Source organism: Halobellus ruber, from assembly GCF_014212355.1.
In the GTDB taxonomy this organism is placed as follows: Archaea; Halobacteriota; Halobacteria; order Halobacteriales; family Haloferacaceae; genus Haloquadratum; species Haloquadratum rubrum.
Genome location: NZ_JACKXD010000002.1, coordinates 100,157 through 118,346, shown reverse-complemented (window position 1 = coordinate 118,346; position 18,190 = coordinate 100,157). Strand labels below are relative to the sequence as shown.

The window sequence follows — 18,190 nt, the reverse complement described above, 5'->3', positions numbered from 1 at the left end:
TATCGGTTTTCAGGCCGTGGTACGCCCGTACAGGTACGCCTCGACGGTTCACGTACCGCCGTACACGCGGCGTGAGCCTGGAGGGCCCGCCGGGGTCAGGTTGGCGCGGCTGGGTGGTCTCCACGGAGTCGGAACCCCGCACGCTGACCGATCGTGTGACAATTTACTTGTGTGTTGTCACGTACTTCGCGTATGTCCGACAAGCCGGCGGCATTGCTCACCAAGACACAGCGGAACCGTATGGAAAACGGGTTCCAGTCCGTGGACGGCGCCAAGCGTCGTCGGGATCAGCAGCGAATCCGCAGACGGGTCGCTGCCGGTGTCGACGACTTCGCCCATCTGGTCGAGTACCCGGACGATCAGCTCGAAGCCGCGTTCGATTCCTACGACGACGAGCACCTCGTCCGGGCCCTCGCGGATATGCGGGTCATGTCCGAGCGCGTTCGCTTGCTTCACAGTATCGAGCGCGATACAGTACTTCGGCGGGCCCGAACCCGAACGCAGACGGCCGAGCGGGGGGAGCGAACCGTCTCCGACCTCGAATTTCGGACGGACGAGGAGGTCCGGAGCGCAGTGCGGGCTGAGCTCGAATCGGAGTACGCACCCGACGACTGGAAACGTCGGTCGGAGCTTGCGCTGAAGATCGGCAGCCTGCTGGCACTTCCCGGTGTGTCGCTGATTCCGATCCCCTACGGGGCAGTCCCCTTGGCGATCGATGGAGCGCTCGTGTTCGTTGCGCTGTTCTTCGGCGGACCTCTGCTGGCGTTTGGGTTAGGGATCCTCCTGCTCCGGAGTATTCGAGACGATTTCCTCCCCGGGCTGCGAGCCTTCGGTGATGACCCTGTTGGAACGGTACGGCGGATGTGGAACGAGTTCTGAATCCACCTCCCCCGTCGGTTTTGATGAGCGTTATCCAGACGAATACTAAACAGCACCCTCGGCTGAACGTGTAGTGTCTTGGTACTGATAGTCACCGAACCCGAGAAGCGGATAGAAAACGAACGAAATAAACGTGAGTCCGAGGCCGAACAGGATTCCCTTATTGAACTTGCCAGCAACGTCTATGCTGATCTTCAGCGTGGCGAAGAAGTTAATCACCGGAATGAAGAATAAAACGAACCACCACCACGCGTTTCCGCTTATTTTGACCAACACATACAGGTTGTATATCGGGACGATTGCAGCCCATCCTGGTTCACCGGCCTTCTCAAACGTTTTCCAGAACCCGGCGAAAATCACGGCAGTAAGCGCCAACGTAACGAACAGTTCGACGTTTCCACTACCACCACTCTGTAACGGAACGGATGTGCTCATTACTGAATTCACGAATAAACATATACACTCCCGTTGGTAAGAAGACCAGGTGAAAATCAGATCGCTGTTTTATGCTGCATCCGTTGGGAGCGGTGCGTCACTGATCAACCGCAGGTAGTACGCCGTGTATACCGTATAGAAGTACGCGAAGCCGACCGCTGACAGACCGATTCCGACCGGGAGCAGGACCGCGACCGGAACCCCGAGGTCGACCGGTAATACCTCAGCAGGCGCGGCGTCGGTCATCGTCAACTGGACGAGATACTCGGGAATGAAGAAGAGATTCACTAGAAGCGTCCACATAAGTGAGAAGCCAACAACGCTTGTGAGGTTCGCGCGGACGAGCCCGATACTTCTCCGGAACGAATCAGTAACACTCTGTTCTTCGATGACGATTGCGGCGTCGTAGAACTGTACGAACATAATGACGACGAGGAGAGACACCAGCCAGACGATCACGGAGACGACGCCTCCGATGAAGCCAGCCACCTCGTGAATCGAAGCGAGCGCCATTGATCCGATACCGAAGACGAGTCCAACGGTCCCGATCCCGATAGCAGTTCCAAGGATGATCAGTAGGAACGCTACCGTAGCGGATAGCAGTCGGACGTAATGTGTCCGCGCTGTGGTGACGAACTGGCGGATCGACGTGTCCGTTCCTTCGATCGCAGCGCGGGCTGTTCCGATGAATCCACCGAGAACGAACGGGAACACGACCAGCCACCCGAGCGAGGCACCTGCTGACACCAGCGGTGAGTCAACGACCTGATCGAGGTACTGCAGTTGGCTTCCGGCCCCAACGAGGAGGCCGGCGACGAGCAGGATCGGATTCGCTCGGAGGGCGGCGGATCCATCTCTAAATGCGGAGACCAGAACCATCGTATCTCTGATTTACTGGCGCCTCATATTAGATCAACTGGAGTATCAAAACCATATTTAACCATTTTCAGAGGCTCTATTTACAATTCTCATAGTGTGAGTGGTCGCTCCGTCGCTGAGTGTGCCTCCTGCAGCGAGCCTACCCTGTGTGTCGCTTTTATTCTTGGCTACAGTTTGTCGCCGAGGCCGAACCAGTAGAAGAATACTGTCATCGACGCCCCCATAGCTAACGCTTCGACGATGAGCGAGTCGCGGCGGAGGACACCGACGAGCAACAAGAACCCTGCCACGAACCCACCGGTGAGGACAGCGTATTCGAGCCGTGAGAGACCTTCCATCCAATAGATAATCCGTTGACGGAGACGAGTCATCGTCCGAATGTCTTCGACCGTAATTCCGTGATGAGTACCGGGACAACGACACCGACCCCGACAAGGATCGACCAGGAGACCCGCGTAGCGATGCGCCCTAATGAAACGTACCAGGCGAGTGCCGCGATCACGACGAACGGGAGGGTGATCTTGGTGTCTGTGGGGACCATATTTATTGATCAGCTTAGTTGTGAATAAATTATACTGCGTTGTTTTATGATACTCGGCGATCCCCCGATTGTCCCGATAGTCTGAGCCTGGACAAGAGACTGAGGGGGTCGAAACGGGGGAAGAGGGGCTGAATGGAGGGCTATGGAATTGGGCGGCGGGTGGCAAGGGACCATTCAGGGCCTCTGTGGGGGCCAGGTGGTGGGGACCAGCAGGACTTCTGCTGGCAATTTTCCATAGCCGCCGGTGAATAAAGAATCAAACGAATAGTCAAAGGTGAATTTAACTCACTTGTACGGCCTCTGGGTTCCCGGTTCCTTACGCACGCTCACGGCAAAATAGTCTGCTCATATGGGGGTGGCATATGAGATTTACTACCACAGAGTAAAATCGGTCAAGTCGGCTGTGCAGACTGTTGAAGCAGAGCCCGGCAAACCGCCATCTCAATTATATCAAAATTAGAATATATCGTCGAATAGGGAGGGAGATCTCTCGGTGTAAGGCCGATGTCCGGGACTTTTGTGGCATTTCCTACAGAAGGTTGATGATCATCCGGTAGACCGTAGCACGCTAAACCCGAACTGTTGACAGACCAACTGTAGATATATAGCGTCTGTCAAGATGTCTTACTTTTGTAGACTATTAGCTCAGCAGGGCACTCGATAAACTCTAGTTCAACAGTAGTCCACAGGATTGAGGAAGTCCTGTGAAACCTCAGTCAAACGTGAATTATTTTCAGTAATAAAATATGTCGTGACCGTATTGGCACCGTCGACAGCAGAGTCTGGTTCACCGTCGCCATCACAGTCAATGGAGGCACTATATCCGACACTAACCTCAGCTATGATGCCTGTACTATTGCGTGAGACGACTTCGGAGTCGGCTGGTTCAATCGTGCCAAAGCGAAGCCCTATAAGATTCTTATACGTGTTTGCCTGTTGTTCGATACGGGCCTGTTCAGCGGCGATTGCTCGTTCACCGACAGTCGTTCCCGATTGCGGTGGGGTGACTGAGGGGGTTGGTGTGGCTGATTGAGTTGGGGTGGCCGACGGCGTGGACGTATCTGCGGGAGATCCACCGATACAGCCGGCTATGAGAACAAAACCACAGATTAGTATACAGTAGCGCAACAAGGACATTTTATCAATCAATTTTCAGGGCAAATGATAGGCCTTCTGTAAGTTCAAATGTCTATTTCACTTTGAGTCAAATATTTAACACATACTACGGCAGACGTTTTATGATCCGTCGGTCGTTTCTGACTATTGTTGGTCTTGTGACTTCCACCGCCACCGCTGGGTGCTTCTCAGAATCGACCGTGGAACCGGAAGATGGGACCGCAGAACCGGAGTGCCACCTGAGGCACGAAGCCGTAGAGTCGGCAGAAAATTACGGTGATGTCCGTGAAACATACATATTCGAGAACCTGAGTACTGACGCACAGCGGGTGATTGAAGAAGTCGCTGTAAGTGGGAATTATACTGTTACGAGCCAACGTAATGAACCGTCAGAGTTCCAGTATCGGGATACGACGGCCGTCTACAAAATTATGTATCAAAACAGAACATACACCTTATTGACATATACTGACGAAGGCTGTTGAATCCGCTCGACCGGCTGAGTATGTTGTGCGAGGGATCTCACGATTCAGTAATCGGGACCCTGCATATCTTAATGAGGGTTGACTCTCTCTCTTTGTTGAGATGTAGTATATCACTCAAACTCGCCTTTAACCGTTCAGATTGTTTATCATTTGGCAGTTATACTGTGTTGATACCAGAAACCGTGGGTAGCCAACTATGCGATCGGAACTTCACCTAAACAGGCGGTCAGTAATGGGATCAGCTGCTGCCGCGGCGATAGCTGGACTCGCCGGATGTGCCGGGCTACAAACTACCGCTGAAACTCCCGCCGCGGCGGGGCCTGACCAGTGGCCAGACCCGAAGGAGGGCCAACGCGAGGTGATGCTCCTCGGCTCAACGCATCTCGCACAGTCTCCTGGAGACACACAGAACGCATATGCTACGGATCCGGGGGACATTCTGGGCGAGCAGCGGCAGCGCGAACTCGAAACACTGACTGACCGGCTTGCAGACTGGGAGCCCGACCGGATCGCCGTCGAGGAACGGGTCTCAGAGCAGCCGGTCATCGATGATGCATACGCAGCCTACCGTGACGACCCCGACACGCTGAGTACTGTTTCCGGGTGGGAGCGGGACAGAAGCAATGAAACCGTTCAAATCGGGTTCCGGCTTGCCGACAAGCTCGGACACGACTCCGTTGCTGCTGTTGACTACTTCCAAAGTCCTGCAGCGCTGTTGACTGATGAGGAAAAACGGCAGTTGCCGAATTCGCTGCGAGCCGTGCTCGTCGATCCTGATACCGTCGAATATCCGCTTCCGGACGCAGCCGAAAGTAACGCGGAGAAACAGCAGCGGCTTGATGAAGGTTCGCTGGTGGAGTTCTATCAGTGGTTGAATACGCCTGGCGTGGGAGCAGCTATGTGGAATAACGATATGAACTTCTATGCGACGGCGTTTGAAAACAGCGAGCCGGGAGACTACACGGCTGTGAAACTGATGACGGCGTGGACACAACGAAACCTGCGTATTGCATCGAACATTTGGAACGTGCCTGCGAAAGATGACGAACGGGTGCTAGTCGTCTACGGCGCATCACACGTGCCGCAACTGGGACAGATACTGACCGGCGCACCAATGATGGCACCGGTCAGTCCGCTGCCGTATCTTACCGACTGACGCACACAACCTTTCTGCTGGCTCTGCTGACTGATCCTGCCTGAGAGTCGGAGATGGAACTATACCGAATCCGCAGGCCTACTGAACAGCTGATTCAGTGAGAAGCAATTGAAAAACGGTCGTCCCGACGCGTCGTCAGTTACTGTGTCCGTGGTTGCGGCGACCCTCAACGGTGTCCGCCAGCCACGTCCCGATCCGGACGCCGATCTCGCCAACAACCGCGGCGATCCCAAACCCGGCGACGGTAAAGACGGTCAGGAACACGCCCTGTCCGAGTGTGACCCACTCCGGTTGGGTGAACCCTGCTACGGCGACATATGTGTGGAATACGGCCCAGAGAATCGGGAGTCCACCAACGATTCCAACCTGGATCCCTGCACGAGTTGTTTCACTGTCCGACCGGGTGAGTAAGTACCCGGTCAGGATCCCGCCGAACACTACTGCCCCCACCGAGACTTCGGACCCGGTCTGCCAATAACTGACCGCAGTACACGGAAGAGCCACTCCCCCACCGATAAGCCCGTATTTCCATCGCAGTAATCTATTCCGAACACAGAGACTGAGACCCGACATTATCCTTGGAGACTACTCACACCGGTGACCAAGTAAACACCCGGATGAATAAAACTGACATCGTATCCATACCTGGTCACTCGGTCACCCACACGCTGTACTCCCTACGCGCCTCTCACACAACCTGTATCCAGACTTGATTAGGTCGGACCGGCCAACAAGGATACCCACATACCAGCCCGACACTCAAAATACCATAATATTGTTATGAATCACGTGCGAGACTTAGAGCCAGAAGATGAAGCAATGATTCAGCAACCAAGCGGAAGGACATCACCCTAACGGAGCGGTTCGAAATTAAGAAGCGACGGATTTGTAGACTGGTCTTCCGATCAGGAATAGGCCTAAGATGCCGGGTATAAGTGGTAGAGGGCTACTCTTTTTCTTAAGATACGATTTCGAGGGTGAGCCTTGCACGACATAGGCCGTGGTTGTCTCCCCGACATTGTACTGGTCAATTCTGTCTTCGGCGGCAGTCCTTGTGTCGGACGCTTTTGTTCCTACTCCCGGGTTGATGTTGTCGGAAGTGTATTGGGTTCCGTTGTACGTGTAGCTGTAAGTGACGTGGGGCGTGTACTTATCCCCGCTTTTTGAGGAATCCATAGTGACTTCTTTGCTCTCTACCGTGGCTTCAATCTGCACCCCGGACGAGAGGTTTTGTTGCTGAGAGTATGCTATGTATCCGGCAACTCCGAGCAGCACAATCCCCAGTATTATACTTATTAGAGACAACTTCGACATATTCGTGATTGTTTTGATTACTGAATGTTAATTTTGACGTGTTTCTCACTGCGCAACATATGCACGCAGAGTTTCACGACTGATTCTTTTTGAACTCGTGAGATAAACACCGTGGCAACTCTTCTATGACACCCTATGAGGCCTCCTCATACTGTCGGCTATAGTCACGTGAAGGATTTCGACACCCCGGGGTGTCGAAAATTTTCACGTAGTTATAGCCAACAGTATCAGTACACAGTCACAAGCTGAAAATCCACGCGCCTGTGACCACTCGATATTCCCGAGACTCGAACGTCTGATTTGGTCAGCAATACACCAGTGATCTCCTGGAAAAACAAATCGGCACAGAACCGGATTACTCACGAGGTCGGACGACAGCAACCGTGTGAGATGTATGCTGACTTTCGTGTTCCTTCGCTCGGCCGTAGGCGTCGTGCTTGTGTAACTCCTCCCTGAGGTCACAGTTATCGCATTTCACTTGATACCTCATACGCTGGAATTATCTTAATGATTAATAACTGTGTGGGTAATTACCACACATTACGTACAGACGTGAATGTCCACGGCTAAAACTGCGCGAAAACCCCAGTGAGTATGTATAGCGTCTCTTTGAGACTTAACCGACTTTTTCACGCTTCTACGTCTATACGAAGACAAGATGACGCAGCAGACACTCTATCCCGTGTCCATAGGCGTACTCGATCTTGGATTCGCCGGACTACTGTTCTTGATCGCTCCAGTGCTGGGCGTATTGATGAGAGCTATCGGCGTCCTCGTCGTGGGGACGTGTCTTGTTCAGCACTTGGGCCTCTCTCATACAGAGTCCACATCGAGGATAGCAGGTGACGTTTAGACAGCGAGTACCCGAAGGGCTGTTCGCTGAATCACGGTGGAATATCCACTGCCAAGGATGGTTCAGTACAGGGAACTCACGTCTCGATCAGTACAAGCAGTACGCTCATCGCGCTACACAAGCCAATGATAAATTGATGGACAACACAGTATCAGATATGGCTGACTCCGATAACCTGTCCGAAGCGGAAATTCGCCATACTGTGAGAGAGGAGGTGTCAAAAGCTGGATGGTCAGTTATCTCAACTGTCTTTTGGACGATACTGGCAGCGTTCGCGGTTCTCGTGGAGCTCCAAGCAATTCAAATAGCATTCTACGCAAGCGGCTTGGGGGCTTTAGCCTATGCTGCGGTCGGTATACTCATTACGGGTGCAAGCGTCTATCTCCTTTACTTGCTTCATTGGGACTAAAATGTATCACAAGAGACACGCAGCCGAGCAGTGTATATCTCAACTGGCAGCCCTCGTCTGAGTTGTGTCCAGAACTGTCTGGTTAGTGGATAGAACCCACTAATCGATCGGTACTAAGCAATCACAGACCAAATTCCAGCGATAACTGCGATTAGAGTCAGCATTACCGTAGACCACACTATTCGGCCGTCAGGAATTGAATCAGACGAATCGGATGAGAGAACGGCTTCATATACTGCACTGAATACCATCCCAGTTCCGCCAATTGACAGGAGTATTGGAACGAGGGACACTTCCCCGGAAATTACACTGTTCAGACCTCTGAATCCGAGAATACCACCGCAAACAGTCATTGAGCCGTGATAGAGGAGGGCTTTGCTCATACTTACAGACTGATCAGACCAGTACAAATATGTCTTCTCCCTCACAGTCGGTATTCAATCCGCACGCCTACTCTCACAACTGATTCGGCTGTGAAATCGTGAAAGAAACACTGTAACAACTTTTTTATAATAACTTTTTGTCATTATCTTGTCACGCTCGTCGGAAATGGGAGAATCCGTCTGTAACAGCGAGACAGCGGTAGACCTCTCTATGCTTCGCAGTTGTACGCCAGTTCATCCAAATTAGATGTACTGTATAGACACTCTGTACTCCGCACGGTCTCCGAAAACGTTCAGCAACTGAGGACCTGTCTCCGACACGCCGACAACCTGTTTGCTTGGAGTATCTTTTTTCAGTTATAACGAGTAGGGAGAAATGTGCGATCGACGACCCGAGAGGACGGAGCAGAAACCACAGAGCCACGCACGGTCGTCGAGCAGGTTCTGTATGGGGAGGCGGACCCACGACTTCGGGCAACTTGGCGGGTTCTATTCTCATTGGCGGTGTTCGCCGGACTCTTTGTACTCGGGGAGACGATTCTCAGTGCCACCGAAGTTCCACCTGTCATTACAGAGCTAAAACTCCCATATCTCGCCGCAGTTGCTGGTGCCGTCGTAGTGGCAGTCAGACTGGGTGATCGGTCCGCGTCGGGCGTTGGGTTCGGTGTCAACGTCGCCTGGTTGCGTGACCTCGCTGCCGGCGTTGGACTGGGAGTGATATTCCAGTGTGCTGTCACTGTGGTCTGGGTCGGAACGGGCGGGCTCACAGTCACGGACACGACGGTCAGAGGTGTTGCGACGGGCCCTTCGTCACTCGCCCTCGTCACTAGCGTAAGCCTGTTTGGGGTACTGGTTACTGCAGTATGGGAGGAGTTCGTTTTCCGGAGCTTACTGATTCGAAATGCCACAGAGGGACTTGCTGCACGGAGCGTCCCACGGACGGGCGCATTGGGGGGTGCAATTGTACTAAGTGCGCTCGCATTCGGACTTCCTCACGCGCTCGGTGTCGCAGCCGAGTACACGAATCCGGCGTTTGGCGCACTACAGGCAGTTATCTCCGTGTCATACTTTGTGGCAGCATATGCGGCTACGGGAAGCCTTGCGCTCCCGATCGGGATCCACTTCGCGTCGAACGCTTGGGCTATACTGGTCGTCGGAAGGGCTAGCAGTCCGTACCCGAAGCTCTTCGCGGTTGAGCGAACGGTAGCCGGGACTATCGATACATTGTTGATTTTGCTTCCAGGGGTTCTCCTCATTGCACTTGTGCTGTGGTGGGCACGCCTCACCGGACACACGGGGATGTCGGTCACCGACACCTACCGGCGCATCGTCGAGAGTTCTTGACCGCTCTCGGACGTTCATAGTGCACGCAAGTCGGGTCTCGTCTATGGCTTGCACCCCTGAATCGAGTCTCCTGCGCCGAACTACTGACAGAGTCTTCCTTCATCTGTCGGAAGTGCATCCAGCGAGACGTGCGACCCACCACCCGTTGGACTCAATAACCGGCATCGTCCCTCTGTATCGATTACTCCGTGATCAATGGAAATCAGTTAGATAGCGGAGGTTCTGCTGCATACAGGGCGCGTATGCTGTACTCTATCGATGAGAAGGCGCCCATCGAACAGCTAGGGAATCAAGTGACGTTGGCCGGCACAACTGTATATCAAATTGACCCGGAGAACACTACTCGGTCAGTACCTCAACGGCATACTTCGAGTGCCACCGGTACCGTCGCCCGCCCCAAACAAATGTGTCCCGGGTGAACGCATACAGCCCCAGAGGGACAGCGGCTACAAGTGCTGGCACCGTCAGCAGTAGTGACCCCCGTTGAACCCCGAAGCTAGCGCTACCACCGGCTGTCAGCAGTGTTAGTCCCACCGCCAGGGGTGGGAAGAGAACACAGCCGATGAGAACCGCAACCAACACACCAAATGAGAGTTTCGCCGCTACTGGATCATACGTTGCGAAAATCTTATTAAACCGGATGTGTCGTTCGAGCGTTTGCCGAAGACTTCCACCCATCGGGACCCTCCGTACGCGCCGAACTGAAGTCACGTCGGTGTGGTCGCCGAGGAGACCATCGTCGCTGATCGTCTGACGGAGTTTCGAGAGGAATCGTGCCTCGTCAATATCACTCCGATCAAATATGACAGCTCCACCCCAAGCGTGGTCACCTATGTATGTTCCGAGCGTGCCACCAAGAAAATAAATCGGCTCTAACAGGACTGCAAGCGGATCTTGCCCGACGAATACCGGTAGCTCCGTTGTCGGGCCGTGTTCGGCGTAGTCCTCGCGGAGGCGGTCAAGCCACTCTGGAGGGTGATGAAAGTCATCGTCGGTCCAGACAAGCCGGTCGTGACTGGCGGCCTCCATCCCAGCAGCGATAGCATTTGCTTTCCCGGAACACCCGATAGGGTCGCCGGCAGCGATCAACTGGACGTTCTTCGGGAGCGAGTTGCGGCCCGCAACCGGGTCGTCCTCGCTGTCATGGATGATGAGGAGCTCGTCTTCGGGCCCCAACTGTGCGGCGACCTCATCGCAGGCGTCAGTCCAAGATACTGTCGGGAGGAGTACGCTTGTCGGTGAGCGTGTCTGTCTGTTCGACATCCGTACTCGAAACGTGAGCGCGGATATGGATGGTAGTTTCGTAGAGCTTCTCTGACTGAAGCCAGACAGAAAGCCAAGAACGGCACAACCTATATTGGCGAAACAAGAGATGGATCACTCAAATTGTCCGACGTGCGTGATCCCGACGCGCTCGCAGATTTGCTCGGCGACGAGTGTGCACGTACGATTCTCGTCGAGGCGAAGAAGGAGCCTCGCTCGGCGGCAGAGCTCAGCAATCGCGCCGGGGTTTCAGAACCGACGGTCTACCGGCGACTCGAACGACTCCGCGAGTACGATCTGGTCACCGAGGAGATCCAGCCGGTCACCGACGGGAAGAACTACAAGCTCTACCGGACGGAACTCGACGGCATCGAACTCGATCTCAGCGAGGACGGCTTCGAGATTACGGTCTCACGTCGGGAACGGATGGCCGACCGCTTCACACGGTTCGTAGAGGGACCCTGATATGTTCGATGTAACGCTCCAGTCGGTCGACCTCGAAACGCTCCGAACCGTTCGTCAGCTCAGCGAGGTAATCATCATCCTCTTCGGGCTGGCGATCAGTTATATCGCCTACACGGCATACCGACAGAATCAGAGCCGTCCGATGCTGTACATCGCGGTCGGATTCGTTCTGGTGCTGTTCGTACCGGGCGCTGTAGCGGTTGTCCTGTTTGTGTTGCTGGACGTGCCCGGCCCCATCGTTAACGGTGTCAACCAGTTCTTCGAACTCGCTGGTCTGGGACTGATTCTCTACGGCTTGTGGAGCCCGCGGCGAGACTGATCCCACCCGTCGAACCTCGAACGCGACGCGGTTCGGTCGCTCCGTCAGTCAGACGGTTCGGTCGCACGTCGGCCGTTTGAGGCGTTACCGGACGCGGGTCCGTCGGCCGACCGTGTTGCCGTCCAGCGCGGCCGGACGGCCTCCCTGTGTGAGAGTGTTTCGGGACCGTAGCGGATGACGAGCAGGATAGCGAGGATCCCGAATACACCGGCCAGAATCGCAGCGTAGGGGACCGGCACCGCTGCCGCCCCGCCGACGGCCCGTCCGGGGACGTTCACCGCGGCGTTGATCATCCCGTGAAGCAGCACGGCACCGAGAACGGCTCCGTCCGACGCGTTGTAGTACCACGTGAGAATGACCGCGAAACTGACCACGCTGACGGCGTACAGAAGCGGTGAGAGCTGGTACACGCCGTAGGCGAACATCGGGACGTGCCAGAGTGCCCAGACGCCACCGACGAGAACACTCGCGGTAAGCGCACTGAACCGCTTCTGGAGGTGTGGGAGTGCGAATCCTCGCCACCCGAACTCCTCATTCCCACCGGTGAACAGCGTCGCCAGCACCAGATTAACCAGGAACCACGGGGCAAGCCGCCCGAGGGAACCGCTGTCGGGAAGCCCAACGAGTGAGAACACGACGACAGCGACTCCGAGGGCACCGACCACCGGAACCGCGATTGCGACTCCGTACCAGCGGAGTGGTCGTCGCCACTCGAAAGTCGTCACGAGCCAAGCCCGGACTGATTCACCACGGAGGCGTGTCACGACCGCTCCCGCAGCGCCGGGGCCGAAGGCTCCGAGTGCTATCCCGATGATCCCCAGCCCCGACCGTGGGGTAGCTATCGAAAACGTGCTCATCCACACCGTCCAGGAGAGTCCGATCGCTAGTGCGGAGAACATCACGACCGGATGTTCGTTGCTGAGTCGTGCGAGCAGCGAGCGGTTCGATTGCATCACACCCGGGTAAACGGGTGGGATACCCATCAGGGCCGTCGCCCGGCTTCATTCGCTGAAGTTACTGTCCACCCTTATGCTACCCATAGATCGAATATTGCTGGATCGGGAGTTTTGCTCAGACGAACGCCTTTTGAGTACAGAATCTCGATCCTTTTCTAACAATAGCTGGCAGTCTCGCTTGAACCGCACTTGCTCTCAGCAAGCAGTTTAATCGACGGATCGATGCATCCAATTAGTATAGAGTCACCAGTGATCGACCGCTGTAGTTCTTTTTTGTATCGGTCACGATAGCGCTGACAGACGTTGAGTTCGAAACGACGTTGCTGGGGACACAGCGCGTAATCAGCAAGCTTGGGGGAAGTCAGCGGAGAGTGGTGGGCGGCCAGTACAGGGCGTATACCTTGCGTAGAGTGCCCTCCAAAATCGTCCACCTCCGAGTGTTCAGTAGAGAGTGTCGGCTCGGGCTTCGACCCGGGGAGAGCTTGAGACACGACCCGGATAGCCGGAGACACCGTAGCCAACTCTAATCTCGAACTCACTCCGTATCGGGCTGGAAAATGTCCTCGATAGCACACTCGAAAAAGTCCGCAAGCGCGAACGCCAACTCTAAGCTCGGGTCATACCGACCTCGTTCGATAGCGTTGATGGTTTGTCGACTCACTTCAACGGCGTCGGCGAGTTCCTCCTGCGTCACGTCCGCTTTTGCCCGCCACACGTTGAGATCGTTGTCCACGATTTTCACACTGACTGTTGGTTATACCAGCCGTAAAGTCCGAAGCGAGCGGCGACCATCCCCAAAATCAGGAGAACGAGCCCTTCCTTGGCCGTTATCGGGATACCACCCGCCTCGGTCGCGATGAACAGGACCATCGCGAGAGCAAGAGACACTCTGAACGCAACCTCCCCCGACCGGTGTGCGACCCACTCAACTCGCTCGTCTATCCTGACTTCGTCTGCTCGGTCCCACTGTCGTCGGTACCACGCATACCCTGCGCCAAAGAGCACCAAGCCTCCAGCAACCGCTCCAATTTCGGGTAGAAATCCGTCTACGGCTGCCAACACAACGCCCGTCACGACGACGCCGAGAACCGCGACGCCGATTGGAATGGTGCGTTTGATCCTCATACCCGTATGAATGTAAAGTATACTTTCCACTTAGTCGTTTTGACTTTACATACTATGGCTCAACCTACAATTGACGTGTTTCCCGGCTGGTTTTAATATCGGACTGGGTCGTTCACGACGCTCGCACCAGTCGGGGCTGGTTCGCTACTCGGATTTCTTATCAGTAATTTGATTCACCTGACAGGTGGGGAACAGACGCCCACGTACCTCGGTATCGAACGCCCCAACAGGCCGCCCGGTTCGGGGCACGACCACCGTACTGTTTCGCCAAGATACTCGCGCCGGTCGTAAGGGTCAGTGACTCCGTTCCAAAGGCAACACTCGGCCTGTTCGGCATTGAGATGACTCAAGTATGGACGGAAACGGGGAAGGAACTCATCGAGACTCGGGCTGATGTCCGAACCCGACTTGGGTCGGTATTCGAGAAGTTCCACAGCAATGTTGCGTTCGGTTGCATTTAAACATAGCCAGCGCAAAACCGCGGTATGTTCCCCGGGTTCGTCGGCAAACCTCCGGAGTCGTTACCCCGTTTTGAGGTGCTCGGCATCCTCGTGGCGAACGCCGTTCCGCTCGTCGGCGTGGGTGCGCTGGGCTGGCAGCCCACGACTCTGATCCTCCTGTACTGGGTGGAGTTTTCGGTGGTGTTGCTGGCAGCAGTGGTTCGAGCCGTGTTCGCCGGACGGCCATCCGAACTCGACGACGACCCGCTGGTTCTGGGCGCGCTGGCCCGCCGGTCGTTACGCGTGACCGTGCCCCAAACCGACGTTGGCGTTCGGATGTCCAGCGTCCCCGTGCTCCTGATCGCTACCCCTCTGCTGGCGATTCTGTGGTTCGCTGTCAGTGGAGTGACCGTCGGTGTGGTCGGCGTCGCCGAACCCGAACAGCCGGAGTGGGTTCTTGGATTGGCTATTCTCACGATCATTATTGCCGAGGCGGGGCGAACCGGATTCGAGTACTTTTACCAACGAGCGTACCGCGAGCACAGCGCTCAGACCGCGCTCCGGGGCGTCCTGTTCCGGGGCACTGCACTGTTCGGTATCGGGGTCTGTGTGGTCGTCGTCGCCGCCCCCGCCGGCGCAAGCGCTTCGAGTGCGATTCGCGATCCCGGCACGGTCGGGGTTCCGCTGCTCCTCGGCATCGTCGGCCTGAAGACCGCACTCGATCTCGTAGATCAGTACGCCGATCGGCTCGAAGCGTACGACGAGGCGACCGACGTCTCCCTCGGCGTCGCGTACGACCCACCGACCGATCGAGCGGTGGACGACGACCTCTCGGAGAACGCAGCGCGCGTCCGTCCGACGTTGCTCGGGCGGCTGTTCGGCGGGATTCCGACCCTCGTCCGGCACCCGAATGCGGCGGTGGTGGGTGTGTTCATCGGGCTGATCGCACTGCTGTTCGCCACCGGTCGGGTGTGGTCCGTCGCTGCCCCGCTCGCCGCCGCGGCCGTGGTGGTCCCTTTCGGGTTGAGTTCCGCTGATCACTGGCTCCGGTACGCCAACGTCGAGTATCGCGTCGACGACGACGCGGTCGTTGCTTACGACCGCCTGTTCCGACAACCGCTCTGGCGCGTCGAACCGTGGGACGAACGGAGCCTGCGCGTCGAGCGCGACTGGCTCGACGGTCGACTCGGGACCGAGACGGTCGTCGTGAAGTTGGACGACGACACCCTCCGACTCCCGCACTTGGGGGATGCAGAGACCGTGCTTGCGACGTTCGATCGTCGACCCGACCGGTCGGTAGGGTGAACGGCAATGTCGCCGAACGCCCCTACGTCAGCGGGCCGTGTTCGTATCCTCATTCGGGTCGGGAGGTGAAACGCGCCGTTAGTGGCTCTACTGCGGTGGATGCCCCTCGGCGTCAAGGGGTTGGGCTACGCCGCGCGTTTCAGTATCTGTGGGACCACAACGATCTTAATAGCGACGAGAGCGAGTGCGACCAGACGCGCTAACCCACCAAATACGGTCAATCCGATTACTGCGACGATCACGGCGTTGACGAATGAGATTCCGTAGTGAAATACAGGTCATTCGAGTATAGAGGGCATCATATTGGGCTACGATCTATTGGATATAACGGTTCATACCGAGTCTGACGGGGCCTTTGATTCTGAAAACAGCCTCGTCAGGTCTCCATAGTGGCGTTTCGATCGCCACGCCGTTGTTTGGTCTCCTTACAAGACCGAAGCACTCCGAGTAGCCAAGACAACAACTTTTATTAGATAAAAATGAACAGTTGACATACCGAAATCAGTATGATAGATGATATTTTTGCGTTTGTTTTCGACATCGTACTCGAGTTCGTCCCCACGATCGTCTGGAAACTTCTGTTGTTTGTGCTCGGGATCGTGCTGACGGCGGTCGGTGTGACTCTGCTTGATAACTCACCACAGACGGGGAGCATACTGATTGTCGTCGGGGTGGTCGTGCTGATCGGTTTACTCGTTTCGTTGGCGCGGTAGTGGCTCAGCACTAAGACGGATAACAGGCATTTCCATCGATTGATTCGGAATATACGTAGCTGAACCGCACTCACTCGGGGTGGGAGAGAACGGTCCGTCCCCATCCTGACGATGTCTTCCACATCCTGCTTAGAGTTGTCACAGATCTCGGTTAACTCAACCAGGAACGCGCCACCCCAGCGAGGCGAGACCACACACCGGACCACAGCGAGACCAACGCCGGGGCGCCGGGGAGGTTGCTGTCGCGGACAGCCAGATACCGGATCGTAACGACTCCAGTACATAGGAGTGCCGCGAACTCAACCGACCCGAACACCAGTTCCTCGAACGTCTTACCCCCGTACGCCTGTATGATCGGGACGACGAAGTATACGATCTGGGCACCACCAGCTAACAGCACTAATCTCGACGGCCTCCAAGCCGCGTCGCTCGCTCGCACGCATCGTCGGTCCAGCGCCAGTCCCGCAACGTAAATCGGTGTATAGAGATGGGCCATCCCGAGGAAAACGAGGGTCAGCCCTCCGGGAACCAACGGAATGAACTTCGGGAGGCCGAACGCTGTCGTTGCGGTGCCGGCGAGGCCAAACAGGAGCGCGCCGGCCAGTACTCCGACTGCCATAACGGGGTGGACGGCAAGCACGGTGGCCCACCGCCACGATGTTTTCACCCCGTCACTAGTCGTTATATGTGGTTCCTCAGTTCCCAGCATAACTTATCCGACGCACAAGTCTATTGCTTCGATCTAGTCGTTGAAACCGTAGCTGACCCACTCCCCGATCATATCCGGGTCTTAGTAGAAATATCGGAGGGTACAATCCGGATTTCATCTTGAGGGGTACGGTATGGGGTTCCTCTCAGTCGATCCCGGACACGCGTCTTCAGACCAGCCGATAGTCACACCGAGCGGTAGTGATCAAGAATTCATCAGTACAGAGTGAACTCAATCGGGAACAACCAGGTCACGAAGCGGTTTGTCGAGCGTATCGATGTAGTACACGGTGAGATCGATCAGGAACTTGGTGGCGATAACAGTGAAAATGATCGGGCCACTGGCTGCACTCTCAAGACCGGCGGCCTCGCCGTCCGTGGACGCATATACACTCAGCAACACGAGTAATCCGGCGCCAACCAGGACGAACCCCTCGTAGAATACCCCTTTCGCTGCTGTCCAAACGGTGGCGTCCCGGTAGCCGCCACGATAGAAGTACTCCGTGACCGTTCGGCCACCTTGACTCACAAAAACGACACCGGCACCGGTGAGCGGCCACATTGGCGTCCCGGTTCCGTTCGCTGCGGCAACGACCGGACCGGCGACTACTCCTCCGAATCCAGCCCACACGACGGTGAGCAGGAAGATCACGACGACGAGCGCAGGGATGGTTCCGAGGTGGATGCCAACGTCGGTTCGGGGTAGTGGGATCTGCTGAGCCCTCCAACCGCCGTCGGACGTCGAGTCGTCACCGCCGAAGAACCGATCCGGGAGAATGAACCGTAGCGTCGCCCACTGGGGACCGCTGAACGGGTCCCGTTCGGCCTCCTTACCGGGTGGCTTGCCGGCAAACAGAGCCCGCACGATGGTCCAGAGCATAACCACGCCGAGCTCCAGCCAATAAAAGATCAACAGCGCTGCCGCCGACGTGTCGAACGCGAGTAATCCGACGACAGGCACGCTGTTGGCCACGAATATCGAGAATAATTTTACATCAGGGCGTGACGCGTGTGGAGGGAACAACTGCTGCATTGGGGACGGCCGTATGCTGAACGTGTCTCTCACTTAGGCCCCCCGCTTGACGATATTGGTGGTAGTGTT

Annotated in this window: 21 protein-coding genes and 1 pseudogene; 10 read left to right on the top strand and 12 right to left on the bottom strand. The window is 55.9% G+C overall.

Translation table 11 applies throughout. The annotated features are described in order from the left end of the window. The first annotated feature begins 192 nt into the window (after positions 1 to 192). Positions 193 to 879: an ABC transporter permease gene (locus tag H5V44_RS05625; protein ID WP_185192145.1), complete on the top strand. Its 687-nt coding sequence runs from the start codon at positions 193 to 195 to the stop codon at positions 877 to 879. A 45-nt stretch (positions 880 to 924) separates the two neighbouring features. Here H5V44_RS05625 and H5V44_RS05620 read toward each other — a convergent pair whose 3' ends face one another. From H5V44_RS05620 to H5V44_RS05610, 3 genes are all read right to left on the bottom strand, one after another. Next, the gene (locus H5V44_RS05620) at positions 925 to 1,314 is read right to left on the bottom strand and encodes a DUF5684 domain-containing protein (protein WP_185192144.1); all 390 of its coding nucleotides are present in this window, start codon (positions 1,312 to 1,314) and stop codon (positions 925 to 927) included. 69 nt (positions 1,315 to 1,383) lie between these two features. After that, a complete protein-coding gene (locus H5V44_RS05615; RefSeq protein WP_185192143.1) occupies positions 1,384 to 2,193 on the bottom strand; it encodes a DUF7847 domain-containing protein in 810 nt (269 codons plus the stop codon). 167 nt (positions 2,194 to 2,360) lie between these two features. After that, positions 2,361 to 2,531, bottom strand: a complete 171-nt coding sequence (locus H5V44_RS05610) for a hypothetical protein (protein ID WP_246403790.1) — start codon at positions 2,529 to 2,531, stop codon at positions 2,361 to 2,363. 2,165 nt (positions 2,532 to 4,696) lie between these two features. Here H5V44_RS05610 and H5V44_RS05605 point away from each other — a divergent pair. Continuing rightward, positions 4,697 to 5,491 (top strand): DUF5694 domain-containing protein, encoded by a 795-nt coding sequence (locus tag H5V44_RS05605; protein WP_246403789.1) that lies wholly within the window; start codon positions 4,697 to 4,699, stop codon positions 5,489 to 5,491. Positions 5,492 to 5,626: 135 nt separating this feature from the next. On the opposite strand, the gene H5V44_RS05600 is transcribed toward H5V44_RS05605, so the two are convergent. Both H5V44_RS05600 and H5V44_RS05595 read right to left on the bottom strand, forming a co-directional pair. After that, on the bottom strand, positions 5,627 to 6,064 hold the full coding sequence (locus H5V44_RS05600) for a DUF5518 domain-containing protein (RefSeq protein ID WP_185192140.1): 438 nt from the start codon (positions 6,062 to 6,064) through the stop codon (positions 5,627 to 5,629). 297 nt (positions 6,065 to 6,361) lie between these two features. Beyond that, the gene (locus H5V44_RS05595) at positions 6,362 to 6,805 is read right to left on the bottom strand and encodes a DUF3592 domain-containing protein (RefSeq protein ID WP_185192139.1); all 444 of its coding nucleotides are present in this window, start codon (positions 6,803 to 6,805) and stop codon (positions 6,362 to 6,364) included. A 658-nt stretch (positions 6,806 to 7,463) separates the two neighbouring features. On the opposite strand from H5V44_RS05595, the gene H5V44_RS05590 reads away from it, so the two are divergent. Continuing rightward, positions 7,464 to 7,658 carry a hypothetical protein gene (locus tag H5V44_RS05590; RefSeq protein WP_185192138.1) on the top strand — a complete coding sequence of 65 codons (195 nt, stop codon included), beginning with the start codon at positions 7,464 to 7,466 and terminating at the stop codon, positions 7,656 to 7,658. Between the two features lie 157 nt (positions 7,659 to 7,815). Further along, positions 7,816 to 8,067, top strand: coding sequence for a hypothetical protein (locus H5V44_RS05585; protein ID WP_185192137.1), 252 nt, complete (start codon positions 7,816 to 7,818; stop codon positions 8,065 to 8,067). A gap of 113 nt (positions 8,068 to 8,180) precedes the next feature. Here the strand turns inward: H5V44_RS05585 and H5V44_RS05580 are convergent, their stop codons facing one another. Then, entirely contained in the window at positions 8,181 to 8,450 is a 270-nt protein-coding gene (locus H5V44_RS05580) for a hypothetical protein (protein ID WP_246403788.1), read from the bottom strand. Positions 8,451 to 8,828: 378 nt separating this feature from the next. Between H5V44_RS05580 and H5V44_RS05575 the strand changes: the two genes are divergently transcribed. Beyond that, positions 8,829 to 9,794: a CPBP family glutamic-type intramembrane protease gene (locus H5V44_RS05575; protein ID WP_185192136.1), complete on the top strand. Its 966-nt coding sequence runs from the start codon at positions 8,829 to 8,831 to the stop codon at positions 9,792 to 9,794. Between the two features lie 339 nt (positions 9,795 to 10,133). Here the strand turns inward: H5V44_RS05575 and H5V44_RS05570 are convergent, their stop codons facing one another. Next, on the bottom strand, positions 10,134 to 11,057 hold the full coding sequence (locus H5V44_RS05570; protein WP_185192135.1) for a glycosyltransferase: 924 nt from the start codon (positions 11,055 to 11,057) through the stop codon (positions 10,134 to 10,136). Between the two features lie 93 nt (positions 11,058 to 11,150). On the opposite strand from H5V44_RS05570, the gene H5V44_RS05565 reads away from it, so the two are divergent. Together H5V44_RS05565 and H5V44_RS05560 are read left to right on the top strand one after the other, a co-directional pair. Continuing rightward, positions 11,151 to 11,522: an ArsR/SmtB family transcription factor gene (locus tag H5V44_RS05565; protein WP_185192672.1), complete on the top strand. Its 372-nt coding sequence runs from the start codon at positions 11,151 to 11,153 to the stop codon at positions 11,520 to 11,522. Position 11,523: 1 nt separating this feature from the next. Next, complete coding sequence (locus H5V44_RS05560; protein WP_185192134.1) at positions 11,524 to 11,841, top strand: DUF7521 family protein; 318 nt, start codon at positions 11,524 to 11,526, stop codon at positions 11,839 to 11,841. A gap of 44 nt (positions 11,842 to 11,885) precedes the next feature. Here H5V44_RS05560 and H5V44_RS05555 read toward each other — a convergent pair whose 3' ends face one another. From H5V44_RS05555 to H5V44_RS05545, 3 genes are all read right to left on the bottom strand, one after another. Beyond that, positions 11,886 to 12,824: a CPBP family intramembrane glutamic endopeptidase gene (locus tag H5V44_RS05555; protein ID WP_221625603.1), complete on the bottom strand. Its 939-nt coding sequence runs from the start codon at positions 12,822 to 12,824 to the stop codon at positions 11,886 to 11,888. Between the two features lie 508 nt (positions 12,825 to 13,332). Further along, the gene (locus H5V44_RS05550) at positions 13,333 to 13,530 is read right to left on the bottom strand and encodes a helix-turn-helix domain-containing protein (RefSeq protein WP_185192670.1); all 198 of its coding nucleotides are present in this window, start codon (positions 13,528 to 13,530) and stop codon (positions 13,333 to 13,335) included. Positions 13,531 to 13,535: 5 nt separating this feature from the next. Continuing rightward, entirely contained in the window at positions 13,536 to 13,922 is a 387-nt protein-coding gene (locus H5V44_RS05545) for a hypothetical protein (RefSeq protein WP_185192133.1), read from the bottom strand. A 114-nt stretch (positions 13,923 to 14,036) separates the two neighbouring features. On the opposite strand from H5V44_RS05545, the pseudogene H5V44_RS18095 reads away from it, so the two are divergent. The 3 genes and pseudogenes from H5V44_RS18095 to H5V44_RS05535 all read left to right on the top strand — a co-directional run. Continuing rightward, positions 14,037 to 14,350 (top strand): annotated as a pseudogene (locus H5V44_RS18095) (DUF21 domain-containing protein); the annotation flags it as partial. Positions 14,351 to 14,407: 57 nt separating this feature from the next. Then, positions 14,408 to 15,667, top strand: coding sequence for a DUF6498-containing protein (locus H5V44_RS05540; RefSeq protein WP_185192132.1), 1,260 nt, complete (start codon positions 14,408 to 14,410; stop codon positions 15,665 to 15,667). 506 nt (positions 15,668 to 16,173) lie between these two features. Beyond that, positions 16,174 to 16,380 (top strand): hypothetical protein, encoded by a 207-nt coding sequence (locus H5V44_RS05535; RefSeq protein ID WP_185192131.1) that lies wholly within the window; start codon positions 16,174 to 16,176, stop codon positions 16,378 to 16,380. Between the two features lie 151 nt (positions 16,381 to 16,531). On the opposite strand, the gene H5V44_RS05530 is transcribed toward H5V44_RS05535, so the two are convergent. Together H5V44_RS05530 and H5V44_RS05525 are read right to left on the bottom strand one after the other, a co-directional pair. Further along, the gene (locus tag H5V44_RS05530) at positions 16,532 to 17,020 is read right to left on the bottom strand and encodes a hypothetical protein (protein WP_185192130.1); all 489 of its coding nucleotides are present in this window, start codon (positions 17,018 to 17,020) and stop codon (positions 16,532 to 16,534) included. A gap of 300 nt (positions 17,021 to 17,320) precedes the next feature. Continuing rightward, positions 17,321 to 18,121 carry a DUF6498-containing protein gene (locus tag H5V44_RS05525; RefSeq protein ID WP_185192129.1) on the bottom strand — a complete coding sequence of 267 codons (801 nt, stop codon included), beginning with the start codon at positions 18,119 to 18,121 and terminating at the stop codon, positions 17,321 to 17,323. Positions 18,122 to 18,190 lie beyond the last annotated feature (69 nt).